Consider the following 21,201-nt stretch of genomic DNA (forward strand, 5'->3'; position numbering starts at 1 on the left):
GCAACATGGGCTTTACACAACGCCCGCAACAATGGGGAATCATGATCCGGTTCGAGCACGTCACCAAGCGGTACGCGGACGGCACCACCGCCGTCGACGACCTGTCCTTCGAGGTCGCCGAGGGTGAACTGGTCACGCTCGTCGGCCCGTCGGGCTGCGGCAAGACGACGACGATGAAGATGGTGAACCGTCTCATCGAGCCGACCGACGGCCGGATATTCGTGGACGGCGACGACATATCCGCCATCGACCCCGTCCAACTCCGGCGCCGTATCGGCTATGTCATCCAGCAGGTCGGCCTCTTCCCGCACAAGACGGTCCTGGAGAACACCGCGACCGTCCCGCACCTCCTCGGCGTCAAGCGCGCCAAGGCCCGCGAGCGCGCGGCCGAACTCCTCGACCTGGTCGGCCTCGACCCGGCCACCTTCGGCGACCGCTACCCCGAGCAGCTCTCCGGCGGCCAGCGCCAGCGCGTCGGCGTGGCCCGCGCGCTCGCCGCCGATCCGCCCGTGCTCCTGATGGACGAGCCGTTCGGCGCCGTCGACCCCGTGGTCCGCGAGCACCTGCAGAACGAGTTCCTCCGCCTCCAGCAGGCCGTGCGCAAGACGGTGCTCTTCGTCACGCACGACATCGAGGAGGCGGTCCGCCTCGGCGACCGCATCGCTGTCTACGGCCAGGGCCGCATCGAGCAGTTCGACACTCCCTCGACGGTGCTCGGCGCGCCCTCCACCGACTACGTGGCCGACTTCGTCGGCGCGGACCGCGGCCTCAAGCGGCTCTCCGTGACACCGATCGAGGAGGGCGACCTGGAGCAGCCGCCCGTCCTGCACCTGGACGACCGGCTGCCCGCGAAGCTCGACGCCCGCTGGGCCGTCGTCCTGGACGGCGAGAACAACCTGCACGGCTGGATCTCCGCCGAGCACGCGCACCGCGGTTCGGGCACGGTGCGGGACCACGCACGCCGCATGGAGGCGTGGCTTCCGGTGGGCGCGACCCTGAAGCAGGCGTTCGCGACGATGCTGCAGCACGACGCGGGCTGGATCGCGGTCATCGACAAGGACAGCGAGGGCCGCTTCCTGGGTGTGCTCACGCCGGCCCGGCTGCACGAGGCACTGCGCAGGTCGACGGCGGCCGACGCCCGTGACATCGCGCGCGGGGACGTCGAGTTGGAGACCATCGCGGCCATCGGCGGGAGCTGAACCGCGGGCCTCTGGAGAGCTATGTGGCGCTCAACCGCCCGCTGATCCACTCCAGTGTCGCGGGGATCTCACGGCGCCACGTGTTGAAGTTGTGCCCGCCACTGGGCAGCGTGATCGACGAGACCCGGGTGGGCGGCTTCACCTTGTCGATGAACTTCTCGGTGTCCGCGTAGTTGTCCTCGCCCTGCTTGCTCGTGGTGACGAGGAGGGACGTCTGGGGCGGCGGCATGTGGTCCAGGGACCACATCAGGTCGGCGTGCCGCTCCAATTCCTTGTCGCCGTGGAAGAGATCGCCGGTCGTGACGTCGATGGGCGCCTTGTAGTACGCGGAAAGGCCCGCCCCGGCGGCGTACACGTCGGGGTGGTGGACGGCCAGTTTCAGCGCGCAGTAGCCGCCCGTCGAGTCGCCGATCACGCCCCAGTTCCCCGGCTTCTCGCCCACCCTGTAGTGCTCGGACATGGCGTCGGGCAGGTCCTTGGCGAAGAACGTCTCGGCCTGCGGGCCACCGGGAACGTCCACGCACTCGGTGTCCCGCGGCGGCGCGACCGTCGGCCGCAGCATGACCAGGATCATCGGCTGCATGGTGCCCCGCTTGGCCTGCGCATGGGCGGTCTGCGGGTAGCGCAGGCCCTTGATGAGCGCCTCCGCGGTCCCGGGGTAGCCGGTCAGCACCACGGCCGCGGGGAACCTGCGGTCCTTGTAGCGGGGCTGGAAGTACTCGGGCGGCAGATAGACGTACGCCTCGCTGGCGATGTCCGACTCCTTCCCGCTGATGGTGACCTTCTGGATCTGGCCGCCGGTCGATGGCCTGCCGCCTCCGGGGACGTTCACCGGGCGGGTGCCGCGGACGTCGACCGGGCCGCCCTCGCCCTTAGCGGGGTCGTGGTCGACGACCACTCCGGGGCTTGTCTCCTGGCCGAAGAGGTCCGCCCAGGTCGCGTAGAAGCCGAACGCCTGGTTGGCGGCGAAGCCGACGGACGCGAAGATCGCCAGCTGGGTGGCGATCAGCAGGCCGACCCGTCCGGTGACGGTCCGCCAGTTCTGCCGGGCCAGGCGCGGCCAGAACCAGACGGTTCCGATGAACAGCACGACGGCCAGAGCCACCGCCAACGCGAGGACCTTGTTGCTCGTAAGACCCATTTTTCCGATCCGGAGTGAACCCGAGGCCCGGAAGGGCCGTCCTAGAGGGCGCAATTGTCGCCGGATGCCGCTTTTGGCGCCGGGTCCAAGGTCTCTCGCGGAACTACGGGATGCGATGTCTGTCAGGATAGATGGCGAAATTTCGGGTGTGGTTCCAGGCGGTGACGGCAAGCTCCGCCGGATACTCCGCGGCCCCCGCCCCGAGGCCGTACCGACCTTCGTGGCCCGCGCCTGCGCCCTCGTAGGGCTGCTGAACATCGCGGCGGGCGTCTTCCCGCGCTTCCGGCACAGCCGCATGCACGCCGTCGCCGAGGTCCTGCCCGGCGCGCTCGGCCCCTTCGCCGCCGCCCTCGCGCTCAGCTCGGGCGTCCTCCTGCTGCTGCTCGCGCACGGCCTGCGCCGCCACAAGCGGCGCGCCTGGCGGGCCGCCGTGGTGCTGCTCCCGGCCGGAGCCGCCGCCCAGTTCATGTACCGCCACTCCGTCATCGGCGTGCTGATCTCGCTCGCCCTGCTGAGCCTGCTGCTGCGTCATCGCGGTGAATTCGCGGCGCTCCCCGACCCGCGCAGCCGCTGGCGCGCCCTGGCCAACTTCGTTGTCCTCGGGGCCGGTTCCATCGCGCTCGGCCTGGTGATCGTCAGCGTCCACCCCGGCAAGGTCATCGGAGACCCCGGCATCACGGACCGCCTGGCCCACGTCCTGTACGGCCTGTTCGGCTTCGAAGGCCCGGTCGACTACTACGGGCGTACGTCTTGGACCGTCGGCTGCTCACTCGGCGCACTCGGCCTGCTCACAGCGATCACCACTGTCTATTTGGCCTTCCGCCCCGAACACCCCGCCGCGCGGCTCACCGAGGACGACGAGACGAAGCTGCGCGCCCTGCTCGCCAAGCACGGCGCCCGCGACTCCCTCGGCCACTTCGCGCTCCGCCGCGACAAGGGCGCCGTCTTCTCGCCCAGCGGCAAGGCCGCCGTCACCTACCGCGTCGTCTCCGGAGTGATGCTCGCCAGCGGTGACCCCATCGGCGACGTGGAGGCCTGGCCCGGCGCCATCGAGCGCTTCATGGACGAGGCGAAGGCCCACTCCTGGACCCCCGCCGTCATGGGCTGCTCCGAGACGGGCGGCGAGGTCTGGACCCGCGAGACCGGCCTCGACGCCCTCGAACTGGGCGACGAGGCGGTGGTGGACGTCGCGGATTTCTCCCTGGCCGGGCGCGCGATGCGCAACGTGCGCCAGATGGTCAAGAGGATCGAGCGCAATGGCTACGAGACGCGCGTACGGCGCGTGCGTGACCTCGGCGAGCAGGAGCTCGCCAGGATCCAGCGGGCGGCCGACGACTGGCGCGGCACTGACACCGAACGCGGCTTCTCCATGGCGCTCGGCCGGATCGGCGACCCCGGAGACGGCGACTGCCTGATCGCGACCGCACACAAGGCCGACGAGGACCCGGGCGCCTACGGCGACCTGAAGGCCGTCCTGCACTTCGTCCCCTGGGGCGAGGACGGTGTCTCCCTGGACCTCATGCGCCGCGACCGCGCAGCCGACCCCGGCATGAATGAGCTGCTCATCGTCGCCGCCCTGCAGGCCGCCCCGAAGCTCGGCATCGCGCGCGTGTCCCTCAACTTCGCCATGTTCCGCGCGGCCCTCGCACGCGGCGAGAAGATCGGCGCGGGCCCGGTCCTGCGCGCCTGGCGCGGCCTGCTGGTCTTCCTCTCGCGCTGGTTCCAGATCGAGTCCCTGTACAAGTTCAACGCGAAGTTCCGCCCCCGCTGGGAGCCCCGCTTCGTCGTCTACCGCTCCTCCAAGGACCTGCCCCGCATCGGCTTCGCGGCCATGCAGGCCGAGGGCTTCGTCACGTTCGCGCTGCCCCGTTTCCTGCGCGGACGCACTCCGGGGCGCCGCCCCTGCCCGCACCGGTCGGCGGAGCGTGAGGTCCGGGCGGCGTAAGGGCGCCTCGTACGGGCCTACGCTGGAGGCATGAGTACGTTGCGCGGGCGGGGATCGGTCGAAGGGCTGCCGGAGTGGGGCCGCTGTGCGGTCATGGGGGTCGTGAACGTGACGCCCGATTCCTTCTCCGACGGGGGCCGCTGGTTCGACACCACGGCCGCCGTGAAACACGGCATCGACCTGGTCGCCCAGGGCGCCGACCTGGTCGACGTGGGCGGCGAGTCCACCCGGCCCGGCGCCACGCGCGTGGACGAGGACGAGGAGCTGCGCCGCGTGGTGCCCGTCGTGCGGGGTCTGGCCGCCGAGGGCGTCACGGTCTCCGTGGACACGATGCGGGCCACCGTCGCCGAGCAGGCACTGGCCGCCGGCGCGGTCCTGGTCAACGACGTCAGCGGCGGCCTCGCCGACGCCCGTATGGTCCCCGCGGTCGCCGCCGCCGACGCGCCCTTCGTGGTCATGCACTGGCGCGGTTTCCTCGCCGACATCCATGCCAAGCCCGTGTACGAGGACGTGGTCTCCGAAGTCGTCGACGAGCTCCACGCGCGCGTGCGGGCCGCCATCGAGGGCGGCATCGCCCCCGAGCGCATCGTCGTCGACCCGGGCCTCGGCTTCTCCAAGGACGCCGAGCACGACCTGGCGCTCCTCGCCCGCCTCGACCGGCTGCGTGAGCTCGGCCACCCGATCCTGGTCGCCGCTTCCCGCAAGCGCTTCCTCGGCCGCGTCCTCGCGGGCCCCGAGGGCGCGCCGCCGCCCGCCCGCGAGCGCGACGCCGCCACCGCCGCGGTCTCCGCCATCGCCGCCCACCAGGGCGCCTGGGCGGTCCGCGTGCACGAGGTGCGGGCCACCGCCGACGCCGTCCGGGTCGCACACGCCGTGACCAGCGCGGCCGGCGGCGACCTGTGACCGGGGCCCGTACCGACGTCGAACAGGTCGAGCGCGCCAACACGGCCTTCTACGAAGCGCTGGAGCGCGGCGACTTCGACGAGGTGTCCGACCTGTGGCTGGACACCGGCACCAGGGACGCCCTCGACGACGAAGTGGTCGGCTCGGACGACGAGGAGACCGCGATCTCCTGCGTCCACCCCGGCTGGCCGGTCCTCACCGGCCGCGGCGAGGTGCTCAGGTCGTACGCACTGATCATGGCGAACACGGAGTACATCCAGTTCTTCCTCACCGACGTCCACGTCGGCGTGGCGGGCGACACCGCCCTGGTGACCTGCACCGAGAACATCCTCAGCGGCGGCCCGCCCCCCGAGGGCGGCGGCGAGCTCGGGCCGCTCGTCGGGCAGCTGGTGGTCGCCACGAATGTGTTCCGGCGCACATCGGACGGATGGAAGCTCTGGTCGCACCACGCATCGCCCGTACTCGCCGAAACCGACGACGAAGAGGGCGAAGAGTCACCCTCCTGAGTGGGTAGGGGCGGGTCGAGGAGCCCCCGCGGGCGAGGACTGTCAGTGCTCGCAGGTAGATTCGATCGTGGCTGGTGTGCCGACCGCACTCGGTGCAGGCCTGCCGATACCGACGATTGCAGGAGTGATTCGCGTGGATCGTGTCGCGCTGCGCGGCCTCAAGGCCCGTGGGCACCACGGTGTCTTTCCGCGGGAACGCGAAGAGGGCCAGACCTTCATCGTGGACCTGGTCATTGGCCTGGACACCCGTGCGGCCGCCGCCGACGACGACCTGTCGAAGACCGTGCACTACGGCGTCGTGGCGGAGGAGGTCGTGGCCGTCGTCGAGGGCGAGCCGGTGGACCTCATCGAGACGCTCGCCGAGCGCATCGCCCAGACGTGTCTGAAGCACGACGGAGTCCTGGAGGTCGAGGTGTGCGTCCACAAACCGGACGCCCCGATCACCGTCCCCTTCGACGATGTGACCGTCACCATCACCCGGAGCCGAGTATGACCGCGTTTTCCACGCAAGGGCAGAGCGACCCGACCGTCCAGCCGGTGCCCACGGCCGTGGTGGAGCAGGTGGACGCCGCCGACACGACCCTCTCCAACCCCAAGCGCGCCGTGATCTCCCTCGGCAGCAACCTCGGCAACCGCCTGGAGAACCTCCAGGGCGCCGTCGACGCCCTGGAGGACACCCCCGGCCTGCGCGTCAAAGCGGTCTCTCCGGTGTACGAGACCGAGCCCTGGGGCGTCGAGCCGGGCAGCCAGCCGTCGTACTTCAACGCGGTCGTCGTGGTGAAGACGACCCTGCCGCCCTCCTCGCTCCTGGAGCGGGCGCACGCGGTCGAGGAGGCCTTCCACCGCGTGCGGGACGAGCGCTGGGGCCCCCGCACCATCGACGTCGACATCGTGGCGTACGCGGACGTGGTGTCGGACGACCCGGTCCTCACCCTGCCCCACCCCCGGGCGCACGAGCGGGCCTTCGTCCTGGCCCCCTGGCACGACGTGGAGCCGGAGGCACAGCTGGCCGGCCGCGGCCCGGTCGCCGAGCTGCTCGCCGCGCTCACCCGCGAGGGCGTCAAACCCCGTGTCGACCTGGAACTCCGGCTGCCCGAGTAGTCGTTAGGGTCATCGGGTCCGCACAACGAAGATCCGTACGACGATCCGTACGACGCGGATTCGCACAACGACGAAGGGTCATCCGTGAAGCAGCTGCGCATCAGGACACTGGCCGGCCTCTTCGTGGTGGCCGGAGTGCTGTCCTGGGCCGGCGCCCGGCTCTGGGACTCCCTCGGCACGCTGCCGAGGGTCCCGCTCGCCGCGCCCATCGTGCTCGCGGTGATCGCCGTGGTCCTGCTGTCCACGGCCCTCTCCCTGCGCTCCCGGCTGCGCGCCCAGCGCGAGCGGCGCCCCGGCGCGAAGGGCGTCGAACCGCTGATGGCCGCCCGCGCGGTCGTCTTCGGCCAGGCGAGCGCCCTGGTGGCCGCCCTCGTCGCCGGCATGTACGGCGGCACGGGCGTCTTCCTCCTGGAGTACCTGGACATCCCGGCCCGCCGCGACCAGGCGATCTACGCCGGCCTCTCGGTCGTGGCGGGCATCGCGGTGATAGCCGCCGCCTTCTTCATGGAGCGGGTCTGCAAGCTCCCTGAGGACACCGACGAGAACGGCCAGAACGGCGGGGCGGCCCCCGCGGCCTGACGGCCGCTACGGCCCATGGCCCGCCGCGGCGCTATCGCGCCATGATCAGGCTCATCGCCTCGTTGCGCGTCGCGGGGTCACGCAGCTGACCGCGCACGGCCGACGTGATCGTCTTGGCGCCCGGCTTCCGCACACCGCGCATCGTCATGCACATGTGCTCGCACTCGACGACCACGATGACGCCGCGCGGCTCCAGGATCTGCATCAGGGAGTCCGCGATCTGCGTCGTCAGACGCTCCTGGACCTGCGGGCGGCGGGCGTACACGTCCACGAGGCGGGCGAGCTTCGACAGACCGGTGATCTTGCCGTCGGTCGACGGGATGTAGCCGACGTGGGCGACACCGACGAACGGCACCAGATGGTGCTCACAGCTGCTCATGACCTCGATGTCCTTCACCAGGACCATCTCGTCATGACCGAGGTCGAACGTCGTCGTCAGGACGTCCTCGGGCTTCTGCCACAGGCCCGCGAATATCTCCCTGTACGCGCGTGCCACGCGACCGGGAGTCTCGCGCAGACCCTCGCGGTCCGGGTCCTCCCCGACCGCGATCAGCAGCTCGCGCACGGCGTTCTCGGCCCGCTTCTCGTCGAACTCGCTGATCGAGCCCTCGCCGTCCAGGGTCACAGGGTCGGTCATCTGGTGCCTCGTTCCTTGCGTTCTGCGTGCCTGCGCGCAGCTGCGTACGAAAAAACTGCGCCCCCCAGGCTAAAACCAGGGGGGCGCAGCATCCATTCCGGGCCTGCTGAGGCGACCGGGGTCAGCTCTCGGGGCGATCCTCCTTGGTCACCTCGATGGGCGTCTCCGATGCACCGGCCGTGACCGCGGGCGTAGAGCCGTTCGCACCGTTCGTCAGCGACAGCTCCTTGGGGGAGAGCACCGGCGGGCGGGTCGAGGGCGTACGCCGCGAGGAACCGGTCCACGCCGGGCGGGCCGGGCGCTTCACGATGCCGGCGAAGACCTCGGCGATCTGCTCCTTGTTGAGCGTCTCCTTCTCGAGGAGCTGGAGGACCAGGTTGTCGAGCACGTCGCGGTTCTCGACCAGGATCTCCCAGGCCTCGTTGTGCGCGGTCTCGATGAGCTTCTTGACCTCTTCGTCGACCAGCGCCGCGACCTCTTCCGAGTAGTCCCGCGGGTGCGACATCTCGCGGCCCAGGAACGGCTCGGTGTTGTCGCCGCCGAACTTGATCGCGCCGAGCCGCTCGGTCATGCCGTACTGCGTGACCATGGCCCGCGCGGTCGCAGTCGCCTTCTCGATGTCGTTCGCCGCGCCCGTCGTCGGGTCGTGGAAGACGAGCTCCTCGGCCGCGCGCCCGCCCAGCATGTACGCGAGCTGGTCGAGCATTTCGTTGCGCGTGGTCGAGTACTTGTCCTCTTCGGGCAGAACCATGGTGTAGCCCAGGGCCCGGCCGCGGGACAGAATCGTGATCTTGTGGACCGGGTCCGAGTTCGGGGAAGCCGCCGCGACCAGGGCGTGTCCGCCCTCGTGGTACGCGGTGATCTTCTTCTCCTTGTCGGACATGATCCGGGTCCGCTTCTGCGGGCCCGCCACGACTCGGTCGATCGCCTCGTCGAGCGAGTGGTTGTCGATCAGCTTCTTGTCGCTGCGCGCCGTCAGGAGCGCCGCTTCGTTCAGCACGTTCGACAGGTCGGCACCCGTGAAGCCGGGCGTGCGCCGGGCGACCGCGCCCAGGTCGACGTCCGGGGCGACCGGCTTGCCCTTCTGGTGAACCTTGAGGATCTCCAGACGGCCCTGCATGTCCGGGCGGTCGACCGCGATCTGCCGGTCGAAACGTCCGGGGCGAAGCAGCGCCGGGTCGAGGATGTCGGGCCGGTTCGTGGCGGCGATCAGGATGACGCCGCCCTTCACGTCGAAGCCGTCCATCTCGACGAGCAGCTGGTTGAGCGTCTGCTCGCGCTCGTCGTGGCCACCGCCGAGACCGGCGCCACGGTGACGGCCCACCGCGTCGATCTCGTCGACGAAGACGATCGCCGGGGCGTTCGCCTTGGCCTGCTCGAAGAGGTCACGCACTCGGGAGGCACCGACACCGACGAACATCTCGACGAAGTCGGAACCGGAGATCGAGTAGAAGGGGACGCCCGCCTCGCCCGCGACAGCACGCGCGAGCAGCGTCTTACCCGTACCGGGCGGGCCGTAGAGCAGCACACCCTTGGGGATCTTGGCGCCGACGGCCTGGAACTTGGCCGGCTCCTGCAGGAACTCCTTGATCTCGTGGAGTTCTTCGACGGCCTCGTCGGACCCCGCCACATCGGAGAAGGTCGTCTTCGGGGTGTCCTTGGTGATGAGCTTGGCCTTGGACTTCCCGAACTGCATGACCCGGGAGCCGCCGCCCTGCATCTGATTCATCAGGAACAGGAAGACGACGACGATGAGGACGAAGGGGAGCAGGGAAAGAAGGATGCCGACGAACGGGTTCTGCTTCGACGGCGAGACGGTGTAACCGTCGGGGATCTTCTTGTCCTGGAATTTCTCCTGCAAGGTGTCGGCGATGGCGACGCCCTGGTCGCCGATGTAGCTCGCCTGGATCTTGCTGCTGTCCTTGACCTTCTGGCCATCCTTGAGCTCGACCTTGATGGTCTGCTCGTCACCGGTGGTGAGCTTGGCGGACTCGACCTTGTCGTCGTTGATCGCCTGCACAACCTGGCCGGTGTCAACCGTCTTGTAGCCGCCGGACGAACCGACGACCTGCATCAACACGACCACGGCAAGGACGGCCAGCACGATCCACATGACTGGCCCACGGAAGTATCGCTTCACGTCCATCCATACGGAGCGATGACGCCCCGTCCCTCCTGCCATAGTGAGTTTGATAAAGACTGTTCTTCGGACGGTACCCCAGCATTGTCACCCGAAGCCGCACGGGACGGCTGACAAACCCGTCTTCGCATGCTCCAACGGCGGGAAACGGGTGAGGGTTCCCGGCCGTCTCAGTGGAGTTGGCCGGGAGCGCCGGGATCAGCCGCCGGGAGGCGGAACGTTCAGCCGCCGTAGACGTGCGGAGCGAGCGTGCCGACGAACGGCAGATTGCGGTACTTCTCCGCGTAGTCCAGGCCGTACCCGATGACGAACTCGTTCGGGATGTCGAAGCCGACCCACTCCACGTCGATCGCGACCTTGGCCGCCTCCGGCTTGCGAAGGAGCGTGCAGACCTTCAGCGACGCGGGCTCGCGCGAGCCGAGGTTGGAGAGCAGCCAGGACAGCGTCAGACCGGAGTCGATGATGTCCTCGACGATCAGGACGTGCTTGCCCTTGATGTCGGTGTCCAGGTCCTTGAGGATCCGCACCACACCGGAGGACTGGGTGCCCGCGCCGTACGACGACACAGCCATCCAGTCCATCGTGAGCGGGGTGGACAGCGCACGCGCCAGGTCCGCCATGACCATCACGGCGCCCTTGAGGACTCCGACGATCAGCAGGTCCTTGCCCGCGTACTCCGCGTCGATCTTCGCGGCCAGCTCAGCCAGCTTCGCGTCGATCTCTTCCTTGGTGATGAGCACCGACTGAAGGTCGGTGCCCATGTCTTTCGCGTCCACCCGCATCACTTTCGGTCGTCCGTCACACCGGCTGCGCGGGGACCAGGGTCCCCTCGGTCAACAGCCTTGCCGGATAACCAGTCTGCCACCCTGGCGCTGAGCCACGACTTTGCCCGGCAGATTGATGGCTCCCTGACCGCGCCATCCGGTGATCAGCCGGTCGATCTCCTCGATGTGCCGGGCGAACAGCGCACCGGCCGGGGAGCCCGCCTCGATGGCGGCGCGGCGCACGATCCTGCGGCGTACGGCGGGCGGCAGGGCGTAGAGCTTGGCGCACTCCAGGAGTCCCGTGGCGTCGCGCACGGAGGCTTCGGCCTGCGCGGCCCAGTGGTCCAGGGCGTCGGCGTCGTCCCGGGACAACTGGGCCGTACGGGCGAGAGCCTCCACCACACCCTTGCCGAGCGCCTTCTCCAGGGCGGGCAGTCCTTCGTGCCGCAGCCGGGAGCGGGTGTAGGCGGGGTCGGTGTTGTGCGGGTCGTCCCAGACGGGCAGCGACTGGACCATGCAGGCCTTGCGGGCGGTCTGCCGGTCGATGTGCAGGAACGGGCGGCGGTAGCGGCGGTCGGCGCCGGGCCCGCCGGAAACGGCCGCCATCCCGGACAGGGAGCGGATGCCGGAGCCGCGGGCGAGGCCGAGCAGAACCGTCTCCGCCTGGTCGTCTCGCGTGTGGCCGAGCAGGATCGCGGCGGCGCCGTGCCGCTCGGCGGCGGCGTCGAGGGCGGCATAGCGCGCGTCGCGGGCCGCGGCTTCGGGGCCGCCGTCCCTGCCGACGTCGACGGCCACGGACTCGATGGGGTCGAGGCCGAGCGCGGTGAGGCGGGTGACGACCTCGGCGGCGCGCAGATCGGAGCCGCCCTGCAGCCGGTGGTCGACGGTGACGCCGCCGGCGCGGATGCCGAGCTTGGGGGCCTCGAAGGCGAGGGCGGAGGCGAGCGCCATGGAGTCGGCGCCGCCGGAGCATGCGACGAGCACGAGTGGCGGGGCGGCCTGCTCGCGTGGAGGGTGGGGGTGGGGGCGGGAGGCGCGCGGGACGCGCCCGGGGTTGCGCGGTGCGTCGGGACGGGCGTCCTGGCGCGGTGCGTCGGGGCGCTGGTGATCGGTGCGTTGTACGTCGGTCAGTACGTCGTGGAGTACGCGGCGGACCGCCAGGCGTATCGCCGCGACCGCAGGATGGGGACCCATGTCCGGTTCCCTTCATGAAGTTCGGGGGTGAGCCTCGGACCTGTCACTCAGGACCGCTCAGGAGATCGGGCCTCAGTCAGACCTCATGAGGTTAGTCACTCAGAGTGTGTCGATGGTGACAGAGCCGAGCCGTTCCCCGAGCATTGCACGCCTACCCATGGCTCACGGTCCCTCGGACGGGTGATTGCGGGGGCGTTCTCCTGCCATCGGCCGCATCCGGTCCCTCACTCTCCCTTACGGTGCACCCTCGCGACCCAGTCCGCCGGTTTGGCGATCTCCGCCTTGGTGGGCAGGGTGTTCGGCGAAGTCCACACGCGGTTGAAGCCGTCCATTCCGACCTCGCCGACGACGGCTCGGACGAAACGCTCGCCGTCCCGGTATTGGCGCAATTTCGCGTCAAGGCCGAGGAGCTTGCGCAGGGCCTGGTCAAGGCGGCTCGCCCCGCGGGCGCGGCGCTGCTGGAATTTCTCACGGATCTCGCCGACGGACGGCACCACATCGGGCCCGACCCCGTCCATCACGAAGTCCGCATGGCCCTCAAGGAGCGACATGACGGCCGTGAGGCGGGCGAGGATCTCCCGCTGGGCGGGGGTCTGGACGAGCTCGACGATGGAGCGGCCCCCGTCGTCCTCCTCGCCCTCGGGTCGGCCGCCGGCGAGCGACTGGGCGGCCTCCCTGATGCGCTCGAGGAACGTCATCGGGTCGACGTCGGTCTCGGAGAGGAATGACTGGATCTCCCCCTCCAGGTGGTCGCGCAGCCAGGGCACGGCGGAGAACTGGGTGCGGTGCGTCTCCTCGTGCAGACAGACCCAGAGCCTGAAGTCGTGGGGGTCGACGTCCAGTTCGCGCTCGACGTGCACGATGTTCGGCGCGACGAGGAGAAGCCTGCCGCCGCCGTTCTCCCCCGCCGGGAGGTCGCGGGTGGCCGGGGCGAAGGTCTCGTACTGCCCGAGGACGCGCGAGGCGAGGAAGGAGAGCAGCATGCCCAGCTCGACGCCCGTCACCTTGCCGCCGACCGCGCCGAGCATGGCGCCGCCGGGGCCGCTGCCGCGGCGGTCCTGCATCTTGTCGAGGAGGGGCTTGAGGATCTCCCGGAACCCCGCCACGTTCGCCCGGATCCAGCCGGCCCGGTCGACGACGAGCACCGGGGTGTCATGGATGTCGCCCGTCCCCATCCGGGTGAAGGAACGGACGTGCTCCTCCGAGGACTTGGCATGCTTGCGGAGCTCGGCGACGATGGCGCGCGCCTCGTCCCGGCTCACTTCTGGACCCGGCCGTACGAGCCGGGTCGCGGTCGCCACCGCGAGATTCCAGTCGACCATCTCCGCACCACCGATGCTCGTCATGCGTCAACGGTACGTGGTCGTGTCCGGCTGCGGAGGAGGTTGTGGCCCTGACCTTCCCCCTAGGTGATGCCGCTGAGCCCGCGGTGGGTCCGGGCCCCCACGGGAGAACACGGGCCGTCGGCCGACTGCGGCTCCGTCGTGGCTTGGCACGCCCGCGCCGCGGAGCCGCATATCGATACAGCCCCGCGCCCCTTTGGGGCGCGCTCCTCAGCGACAGCCGCAGCCCGCCACCGCCGATGCCATTCCGTCCAGTGCCGCCTGTGCCGCCTTCGGGTCCGTCGTCCCCGTTGTCATGAAGGCGAAGACCAGGAGGCGGCCGTCCGCGTCCACGACCGTGCCCGCCAGGGTGTTCACGCCCGTGAGCGTGCCGGTCTTGGCGCGCACGACGCCGGTGCCCGGGGAGTCCTTGGGGTAGCGGTCGACCAGCGTGCCCGTGAAGCCGGCCACGGGGAGGCCCGTGACCACCGAGCGCAGTTCGGGGTGGGCCGGGTCGGCGGCGCGGTCGAGGAGCGCGGCGAGCAGTTCGGCGGAGATCCGGTCGGCCCGGTCGAGGCCGCTGCCGTCGGCGAACTTCGCCCCGGCCAGCGGCAGCCCGACCTTGCCCAGCTCGGCGTCGATCGCCTTGGACGCGCCGTCGAAGCTTGCCGGCTCCTTCGCGGCGAGCGCCGTCTGGCGGGCCAGGGCCTCCGCGATGTCGTTGTCGCTGTGCGTCAGCATCCGCTCGACCAGGGACGAGAGCGGCGGGGACTCGACCTTGGCGAGGGATTCCGCCCGGCCGGACGCCTTCGCCGGGCCGGGGTCCTTCTTCGTCTCGATGCCGTGGTCCTTCAGGAGGTCCGCGAACTTCTTCGCCGCGTCCTTCGCCGGGTCGCCCGAGCGCGCGGCGGGCCCGCTGGCGGAGTCGTCGAGACGGCCCTCGTCGGCCATCAGGGCGGTGACCGGGGAGAGGTTCTCGTTCGGCCCGATGGGGTGCTTCGAAGGACCGGCGTACAGCGAGGTGTCGTACGACAGAGTCACCTTGCCGGCGTCGCGGTCCTTCAGGGCGCGTGCGGTGTCCTCGGCCAGCTCGCGCAGGCTCGCCGAGCTCTTCGCGTACGGGCCGTCCTTGCGGGCGGTGAGCGTGGGATCGCCGCCGCCGACCAGGACGACGTCCTTCGAGTCCGGCTCGATCACCGTCTTCGTGGTGATGCGGTGGTCCGCGCCGGCGGCGGTCAGCGCCGCCACCGCCGTGGCGATCTTCGTGGTGGACGCGGGCGTCAGGGTCTCGCCCACCCCCTTGCCGTAGACCCGCTCCCCGCTGTCCGCGTCGACGACGACGGCCGAGCGCTCCGGGCCGAGGGCCTTGTCCTTCATCAGCGGGTCGAGGACCCCCGCGAGCGCCTTCCCGTTCGGCACGGGCGCCGCCGCGCCGCCCTGCGCGGCACCGGCGGGAGCGCCGAGCCCGCTGAGCACGGAAGGGGCGCTCGGGGCGGCTTCCGGCGCTCGTCCGGACGTACGAGCGCCGTGATCTGCGCCACCCCCGGCCTCCTGAGAAGCGGCCCAGTCCCGCTCGGCCGTACGCTGACCGGAGGAGTCCCAAGGGCCGGCCGCGGCCACCGCCCCGGCCGCGACAGCGAGTCCGACGGTGGCGGCACCCGCTGTGAGCTGCCAGGTCTTGAGTTTCGCAGGAGATTTGAGAGCGCCCGGGAGCTTGGGAGCCGAAGGCTTCGGAAGCTGCCTCAATAGCTGCCGGGTCTGCTGCCAAGGCTTGAGCTCAGGCACGACGACCAGCCCCTTTCGCGATCACACTTCTGCGTGAGGGACACTTAACCACCCGAAGTATGTGCTGATCATGGAGGAGCCACCCGTGGAGTTCGACGTCACCATCGAGATTCCGAAGGGTTCGCGGAACAAGTACGAGGTGGACCACGAGACCGGCCGGATCCGCCTGGACCGTCGCCTCTTCACGTCGACCAGCTACCCCGCGGACTACGGCTTCGTCGAGAACACCCTCGGCGAGGACGGTGACCCGCTGGACGCCCTCGTCATCCTGGACGAGCCGACCTTCCCGGGCTGCCTCATCAAGTGCCGCGCGATCGGCATGTTCCGGATGACCGACGAGGCGGGCGGCGACGACAAGCTGCTCTGCGTGCCGGCCTCCGACCCCCGTGTGGAGCACCTGCGCGACATCCACCACGTCTCCGAGTTCGACCGCCTGGAGATCCAGCACTTCTTCGAGGTCTACAAGGACCTGGAGCCCGGCAAGTCCGTCGAGGGCGCCGACTGGGTCGGCCGCGCGGACGCCGAGGCCGAGATCGAGAAGTCGTACAAGCGCGCCGAGGCCCAGGGTCACTGACCCAACCTCCCCCGCCTCTGACGGGCCGCGCGGTCTTCACCAGGCCGCGCGGCCCGTTCGCGTATCCCCGCGCATACTGTTCGTACTGGAGGTGCACAAGGGTTCGTATGTGGGAGTGAGGCTGAAGTAAGTGGCTGACCAGCAGGATGCGGAAGACCGCAAGCCACAGTCGGACGAGGCACGCAGCGCGTTCACTCAGCCCACCGGTGTGGTGCCGCAGCCTCCGGTGCCCGAGGACGAGGCGCAGACGACCTCCGAGTTCGCGATCCCGACGGGGCTGCCGAGTCCCTCGTCGACGACTCAGGAGACCGACAAGTCGGCGTTCACCCCGCCGCACACCTACAGCGCCCGCAACGCGCCACAGGCCTTCACACCCCCGCACGGCATCCCCCTGGTGAAGCTCACCAAGGAAGTGCCCTGGCAGGACCAGATGCGCACGATGCTGCGCATGCCGGTCGCCGAGCGGCCCACTCCGGAGGCGTCGCAGCGGCACGAGGACGAGACCGGGCCCGCCGTGCCGCGCGTGCTCGACCTGACGCTGCGTATCGGCGAGCTGCTGCTCGCGGGCGGTGAGGGCGCCGAGGACGTGGAGGCGGCGATGTTCGCCGTCTGCCGCAGTTACGGCCTCGACCGCTGCGAGCCGACCGTGACGTTCACGCTGCTCTCGATCTCGCACCAGCCGTCCCTGGTGGAGGACCCGGTCACGGCCTCCAGGACGGTACGCCGCCGGGGCACCGACTACACGCGGCTCGGGGCGGTCTTCCAGCTGGTGGACGACATCAGCGACACGGACACCGATGTCTCCCTGGAGGAGGCCTACCGGCGTCTCGCGGCGATCCGCCGTAACCGCCACCCCTACCCCGGCTGGGCGCTGACGGCGGCGAGCGGGCTGCTCGCCGGTGCGGCCTCCGTGCTCGTCGGCGGTGGCGCCCTCGTCTTCGTGATCGCGGCGTTCGGCGCGATGCTCGGCGACCGTCTCGCCTGGCTGTGCGCGGGGCGCGGTCTTCCGGAGTTCTACCAGTTCGTGATGGCCGCGATGCCGCCCGCCGCGATGGGCGTGGCGCTCAGCCTCATACATTCCCAGGAGGTCAGGGCCTCCGCGGTGATCACCGGTGGGCTGTTCGCGCTGATCCCGGGGCGGGCCCTGGTGGCCGGCGTACAGGACGGTCTGACGGGCTACTACATCACCGCGGCCGCCCGTCTCCTGGAGGTCTGCTACCTCGTCGTCGGCATCGTCGTCGGCGTACTGCTCGTGCTGTCACTCGGCGTGATGGCGGACGCGACGAGCCTGCAGCCGGAGACGGCGTTCGTGGCGACCGACTCGCGCCCGGTGATCCAGATCCTGGCGTCGATGGCGCTGAGTCTCGCCTTCGCGATCCTGCTCCAGCAGGAACGTCACACCGTGCTGATCGTGACCCTCAACGGGGGGATCGCCTGGGTCATGTTCGGCGCCCTCGCGCAGACGTCGCTCGAGCTCTCGCCGGTCGCGGCGACGGCCATCGCCGCCGGGCTCGTGGGCCTGTTCGGGCAGCTCTTCTCGCGCTACCGGTTCGCCTCTTCGCTGCCGTACGTCACGGCGGCCATCGGCCCGCTGCTGCCCGGTAGCGCGATCTACTTCGGGCTGCTCGCCCTGGCCCAGAACGACATGACCACGGGCCTCAACTCGCTCACCAAGGCCGCCGCGACGGCGCTGGCCATCGCGATCGGCGTGAACCTGGGGAGCGAGGTCTCCCGGCTGATCCTGAAGGTGCCGGGCGCCACCTCTGCCGCGAACCGCCGCGCGGCCAAGCGGACGCGCGGCTTCTAGAGGGCTACCGCTTGGCGTGCCGGCCGCGCGGGGCCTGGGGCGCCGCCCCGGGGATCTCGCCCTCGGCAGCCGCCGACTTCTTGGACTTGCTGCGGGCCCGCAGGAACTCGACCGCGATCGGGACCACCGAGATCAGGACGATCAGGATGAGGATCGCCTCGATGTTCTTGTGCACGAACTCGACGTTGCCGAGCCACGCGCCGAGCAGCGTGACGCCGGCGCCCCACAGGACGCCGCCGATGATGTTGAACGTGATGAACGAGCGGTACCGCATGCCGCTGACGCCGGCGATGATCGGCGTGAACGTGCGCACGATGGGCACGAAGCGGGCCAGGACCAGGGACTTCGGGCCGTACTTCTCGAAGAACTCGTGCGCCTTGACCACGTTCTCCTGCTTGAACAGCTTGGAGTCCGGGCGGTTGAAGAGCGCGGGGCCGACCTTCTTGCCGAAGAGGTAGCCCGCCTGGTCGCCGAGGATCGCGGCGATGCAGATGAGGACGACACAGAGCCAGAGCGGGAAGTCCAGCTGCTTCGTCGTGATCAGCAGGCCCGTCGTGAACAGCAGCGAGTCGCCCGGCAGGAAGAAGCCGATGAGCAGGCCGGACTCGGCGAAGACGATCGCGAGCAGACCCCAGACCCCGAACGTGTTCAGGAGGTAATCCGGATCCAGCCAGCTTGGTCCGAGCGCAAGCGTCGTCACGGTTCCGGGCTCCTGAGGGTGAGAGGTCGATGCGGCGGGGACGGCCGCCCAAAGCTATCAACGCGAGGTGACGTGCCCAGGTTCCACTGCACTCCCCAGGGTGCACTGTGCGCCACCTGGGACAAAGCTGTGTGCCATGGGTATCGAAGATTTCGGCGGCGGCCTCAATCCGCAGTCCGACGTACTGGTCGTGACGACGAACGACGTACCGGGCTACCGCGTACAACAGGTTATCGGTGAGGTCTTCGGCCTCACCGTCCGCTCCCGGCACATCGGCAGCCAGATCGGCGCGGGCCTCAAGTCGATGATCGGCGGCGAGCTGAAGGGCCTCACGAAGACGCTGGTGGAGACCCGGAACCAGGCCATGGAGCGCCTCATCGAGCAGGCACGCGCGCGGGGAGCCAACGCGGTCCTGATGATGCGGTTCGACGTCACCGAGGCGGCGGACGTGGGCACGGAGGTGTGCGCGTACGGGACGGCGGCCGTGATCGCCCAGGAGCAGTGAGCCCGGGGCAGCGGTAAGGGGCATCCGCCATTGCGGACGCCCCTTACTGACCCCTCTCAGCTGTTGCGCACCGCGTTCGCCAGGATCGCGTCCCGCATGAACACCGCGAGCCCCGGCCGGATGGCCTCGTAGAAGGCGGTGAACCGCTCGTCCGTGACGTACATCTCGCCGAGGCAGGTGTGGATCTCGTACGAGCACTCGTAGTGGTGCCGTGAGATGAAGCGGCGGTGCTCCTCCGCCCCGTCCATCGCCTCGGCGGAGTCGGCCGCGACGCCCCCGTGGAGCAGCTCGCCCATGTGGGCGTGGACCGCGGTGAACTCGTCGTTGATCCGCTTCCAGTCGTCCTTGGTGTACGAGGCATGCCTGCGCTGCGACTCCTTGTAGCCGTCGGTGTCGCCCCAGCGCCGCTCGACCTCCTCCGCGTACTGGTCGGGATCGTGGTCCCCGAAGACCTCGAACTTCTCCTCGGGCGTGAGGTTGATGCCCATCTTCTTCGCCTCCATGGCGGTCTCGACGGCGGCGGCCATCTCCTGGAGCTTGGTGATCCGGGCGGTCAGCAGCTCGTGCTGGCGGCGCAGATGCTCGCGCGGATCCGTCTCCGGGTCGTCCAGGAGGGCCGCCACCTCGTCGAGGGGGAAGCCGAGCTCCCGGTAGAACAGGACCTGCTGCAGCCGGTCCAGGTCGTCGTCGCTGTAGCGCCGGTGGCCCGCATGGCTGCGCTCGCTGGGCACGAGCAGGCCGATCTCGTCGTAGTGGTGCAGCGTGCGCACCGTCACTCCGGCGAAACCGGCGACCTGTCCCACGGAGTAGCTCATGGCTCCCGCCTCTCTCTCGGTACGCACCTCAGCCTGTGTCCTCACGCCACGTGAGGTGCAAGTGCAGGCCCTGGCAGCGGGCCATATCCTCGCCAGCAGGGACATAAAAAAGCCCGTACCGGGAGAAACCCTCAGCCCCGAGGAGACCGCCCATGCCGTTCCACCGCAGCGAGGACACCGACGGCGACTCCAAGGAGCGCCCTCTCGCGGTGAACCCCTTCTACGGAGAGGCCGACCCGGTCGGCGGCATGACCGAGGCGCCGCCCAAGCACCGCCTCGCCGAAGGACCGCTGCCGCCCATGACGGCGTACCAGCTGGTGCACGACGAGCTGATGCTGGACGGTAACGCGCGGCTCAACCTCGCCACCTTCGTCACCACCTGGATGGAGCCGCAGGCCGACGTCCTGATGGCGGAGTGCCGGGACAAGAACATGATCGACAAGGACGAGTACCCGCGCACCGCCGCGCTGGAGCGGCGCTGTGTGGCGATGCTCGCCGATCTGTGGCACGCGCCGGACCCGACGGCGGCCGTCGGCTGCTCGACGACCGGGTCGAGCGAGGCCTGCATGCTCGCCGGGATGGCGCTCAAGCGCCGCTGGATGAAGCGGAACAGCGACCGCTACCCCTCCCCCGCCGCCCGCCCGAACCTCGTCATGGGCATCAACGTCCAGGTCTGCTGGGACAAGTTCTGCAATTTCTGGGAGGTCGAGGCGCGCCTGGTCCCCATGGAGGGCGACCGTTTCCATCTGGACCCCGAGGCCGCCGCCGAGCTCTGCGACGAGAACACGATCGGCGTGGTGGCCGTGCTCGGCTCGACCTTCGACGGTTCGTACGAGCCGGTCGCCGAGCTCTGCGCGGCCCTCGACGCCCTCCAGGAGCGCACCGGCCTCGACATCCCCGTGCATGTCGACGGCGCGTCCGGCGCGATGATCGCGCCCTTCCTCGACGAGGACCTGGAGTGGGACTTCCGGCTGCCGAGGGTGGCGTCGATCAACACGTCGGGCCACAAGTACGGCCTGGTCTATCCGGGCGTCGGCTGGGCGCTGTGGCGGGACGCGGACGCGCTGCCGGAGGAGCTGGTGTTCCGGGTGAACTACCTCGGCGGTGACATGCCGACGTTCGCGCTGAACTTCTCCCGGCCCGGCGCGCAGGTCGTCGCGCAGTACTACACGTTCCTGCGGCTTGGCCGGGACGGCTACCGGGCCGTGCAGCAGGCGAGCAGGAACGTCGCCCTGGGGCTCGCCGAACGCATCGAGGCGCTCGGCGACTTCCGGATGATCACGCGCGGCGACCAGCTGCCGGTGCTCGCCTTCACGACGCTGGACACCGTCAAGGCGTACGACGTCTTCGACGTGTCCCGGCGGCTGCGCGAGCAGGGCTGGCTGGTGCCCGCGTACACCTTCCCGGCCCACCGCGAGGACCTGGCGGTGCTCCGCGTGGTCTGCCGCAACGGCTTCTCGACCGACCTCGCGGAGCTGTTCATCGCGGACCTGCGGCGCCTGCTGCCCGAACTGCGCAGCCAGCCCCACCCGTTCACCCGGGACCGGGAGGCGGCCACGGGGTTCCACCACTAGGGGAGCGCAC

General features: G+C 70.0%; 19 protein-coding genes and 1 pseudogene. 11 read left to right on the forward strand and 9 right to left on the reverse strand.

Going from position 1 to position 21,201, the window contains the following annotated elements; translation table 11 throughout:
• Nucleotides 1-41: 41 nt before the first annotated feature.
• A complete protein-coding gene (locus OG453_RS01730; protein ID WP_266863760.1) occupies nucleotides 42-1,199 on the forward strand; it encodes an ABC transporter ATP-binding protein in 1,158 nt (385 codons plus the stop codon).
• Between the two features lie 19 nt (nucleotides 1,200-1,218).
• On the opposite strand, the gene OG453_RS01735 is transcribed toward OG453_RS01730, so the two are convergent.
• Nucleotides 1,219-2,340, reverse strand: coding sequence for an esterase family protein (locus OG453_RS01735; protein WP_266863762.1), 1,122 nt, complete (start codon nucleotides 2,338-2,340; stop codon nucleotides 1,219-1,221).
• Nucleotides 2,341-2,479: 139 nt separating this feature from the next.
• Here OG453_RS01735 and OG453_RS01740 point away from each other — a divergent pair, with 139 nt between their 5' ends.
• The 6 genes from OG453_RS01740 to OG453_RS01765 all read left to right on the forward strand — a co-directional run bounded on the left by OG453_RS01740 (nucleotide 2,480) and on the right by OG453_RS01765 (nucleotide 7,374).
• Nucleotides 2,480-4,285 (forward strand): phosphatidylglycerol lysyltransferase domain-containing protein, encoded by a 1,806-nt coding sequence (locus tag OG453_RS01740; protein WP_266869673.1) that lies wholly within the window; start codon nucleotides 2,480-2,482, stop codon nucleotides 4,283-4,285.
• Between the two features lie 30 nt (nucleotides 4,286-4,315).
• Nucleotides 4,316-5,188, forward strand: a complete 873-nt coding sequence (gene folP / locus OG453_RS01745; RefSeq protein WP_266863764.1) for a dihydropteroate synthase — start codon at nucleotides 4,316-4,318, stop codon at nucleotides 5,186-5,188.
• Complete coding sequence (locus tag OG453_RS01750) at nucleotides 5,185-5,694, forward strand: nuclear transport factor 2 family protein (RefSeq protein WP_266863766.1); 510 nt, start codon at nucleotides 5,185-5,187, stop codon at nucleotides 5,692-5,694. Before folP ends, OG453_RS01750 begins: the two co-directional genes overlap by 4 nt.
• A 133-nt stretch (nucleotides 5,695-5,827) precedes the next feature.
• On the forward strand, nucleotides 5,828-6,187 hold the full coding sequence (gene folB / locus OG453_RS01755; protein WP_135330533.1) for a dihydroneopterin aldolase: 360 nt from the start codon (nucleotides 5,828-5,830) through the stop codon (nucleotides 6,185-6,187).
• Nucleotides 6,184-6,795, forward strand: coding sequence for a 2-amino-4-hydroxy-6-hydroxymethyldihydropteridine diphosphokinase (gene folK, locus OG453_RS01760; RefSeq protein ID WP_266863769.1), 612 nt, complete (start codon nucleotides 6,184-6,186; stop codon nucleotides 6,793-6,795). Before folB ends, folK begins: the two co-directional genes overlap by 4 nt.
• Before the next feature lie 84 nt (nucleotides 6,796-6,879).
• Nucleotides 6,880-7,374: a DUF3180 domain-containing protein gene (locus OG453_RS01765; protein WP_266863771.1), complete on the forward strand. Its 495-nt coding sequence runs from the start codon at nucleotides 6,880-6,882 to the stop codon at nucleotides 7,372-7,374.
• Nucleotides 7,375-7,405: 31 nt separating this feature from the next.
• On the opposite strand, the gene folE is transcribed toward OG453_RS01765, so the two are convergent.
• From folE to dacB, 6 genes are all read right to left on the reverse strand, one after another.
• The gene (folE, locus tag OG453_RS01770) at nucleotides 7,406-8,011 is read right to left on the reverse strand and encodes a GTP cyclohydrolase I FolE (RefSeq protein WP_266863773.1); all 606 of its coding nucleotides are present in this window, start codon (nucleotides 8,009-8,011) and stop codon (nucleotides 7,406-7,408) included.
• Between the two features lie 121 nt (nucleotides 8,012-8,132).
• Nucleotides 8,133-10,157, reverse strand: a complete 2,025-nt coding sequence (ftsH, locus tag OG453_RS01775; RefSeq protein ID WP_266863775.1) for an ATP-dependent zinc metalloprotease FtsH — start codon at nucleotides 10,155-10,157, stop codon at nucleotides 8,133-8,135.
• Nucleotides 10,158-10,372: 215 nt separating this feature from the next.
• Complete coding sequence (hpt, locus tag OG453_RS01780; protein ID WP_135330538.1) at nucleotides 10,373-10,933, reverse strand: hypoxanthine phosphoribosyltransferase; 561 nt, start codon at nucleotides 10,931-10,933, stop codon at nucleotides 10,373-10,375.
• Nucleotides 10,934-10,984: 51 nt separating this feature from the next.
• Nucleotides 10,985-12,109, reverse strand: coding sequence for a tRNA lysidine(34) synthetase TilS (gene tilS / locus OG453_RS01785; RefSeq protein ID WP_266863779.1), 1,125 nt, complete (start codon nucleotides 12,107-12,109; stop codon nucleotides 10,985-10,987).
• Nucleotides 12,110-12,333: 224 nt separating this feature from the next.
• Entirely contained in the window at nucleotides 12,334-13,455 is a 1,122-nt protein-coding gene (locus OG453_RS01790; RefSeq protein WP_266863781.1) for a zinc-dependent metalloprotease, read from the reverse strand.
• Between the two features lie 207 nt (nucleotides 13,456-13,662).
• The gene (gene dacB, locus OG453_RS01795) at nucleotides 13,663-15,216 is read right to left on the reverse strand and encodes a D-alanyl-D-alanine carboxypeptidase/D-alanyl-D-alanine-endopeptidase (protein WP_266863783.1); all 1,554 of its coding nucleotides are present in this window, start codon (nucleotides 15,214-15,216) and stop codon (nucleotides 13,663-13,665) included.
• Nucleotides 15,217-15,301: 85 nt separating this feature from the next.
• Here dacB and OG453_RS01800 point away from each other — a divergent pair, with 85 nt between their 5' ends.
• Both OG453_RS01800 and OG453_RS01805 read left to right on the forward strand, forming a co-directional pair.
• Entirely contained in the window at nucleotides 15,302-15,790 is a 489-nt protein-coding gene (locus OG453_RS01800) for an inorganic diphosphatase (RefSeq protein ID WP_135330561.1), read from the forward strand.
• A 130-nt stretch (nucleotides 15,791-15,920) separates the two neighbouring features.
• Nucleotides 15,921-17,597, forward strand: coding sequence for a threonine/serine exporter ThrE family protein (locus OG453_RS01805; RefSeq protein WP_266863785.1), 1,677 nt, complete (start codon nucleotides 15,921-15,923; stop codon nucleotides 17,595-17,597).
• A gap of 73 nt (nucleotides 17,598-17,670) precedes the next feature.
• Here OG453_RS01805 and OG453_RS01810 read toward each other — a convergent pair.
• Nucleotides 17,671-18,297: pseudogene (locus tag OG453_RS01810) on the reverse strand (DedA family protein); the annotation flags it as partial.
• Between the two features lie 136 nt (nucleotides 18,298-18,433).
• On the opposite strand from OG453_RS01810, the gene OG453_RS01815 reads away from it, so the two are divergent.
• Nucleotides 18,434-18,802: a YbjQ family protein gene (locus OG453_RS01815; protein WP_266863789.1), complete on the forward strand. Its 369-nt coding sequence runs from the start codon at nucleotides 18,434-18,436 to the stop codon at nucleotides 18,800-18,802.
• A gap of 56 nt (nucleotides 18,803-18,858) precedes the next feature.
• Here the strand turns inward: OG453_RS01815 and OG453_RS01820 are convergent, their stop codons facing one another.
• A complete protein-coding gene (locus OG453_RS01820; RefSeq protein WP_266863791.1) occupies nucleotides 18,859-19,617 on the reverse strand; it encodes a MerR family transcriptional regulator in 759 nt (252 codons plus the stop codon).
• Nucleotides 19,618-19,769: 152 nt separating this feature from the next.
• Between OG453_RS01820 and OG453_RS01825 the strand changes: the two genes are divergently transcribed.
• On the forward strand, nucleotides 19,770-21,191 hold the full coding sequence (locus tag OG453_RS01825; RefSeq protein WP_266863793.1) for a glutamate decarboxylase: 1,422 nt from the start codon (nucleotides 19,770-19,772) through the stop codon (nucleotides 21,189-21,191).
• The last annotated feature ends 10 nt before the right edge of the window (nucleotides 21,192-21,201 follow it).

The sequence above is a fragment of the Streptomyces sp. NBC_01381 genome, from assembly GCF_026340305.1.
Taxonomy (GTDB): domain Bacteria; phylum Actinomycetota; class Actinomycetes; order Streptomycetales; family Streptomycetaceae; genus Streptomyces.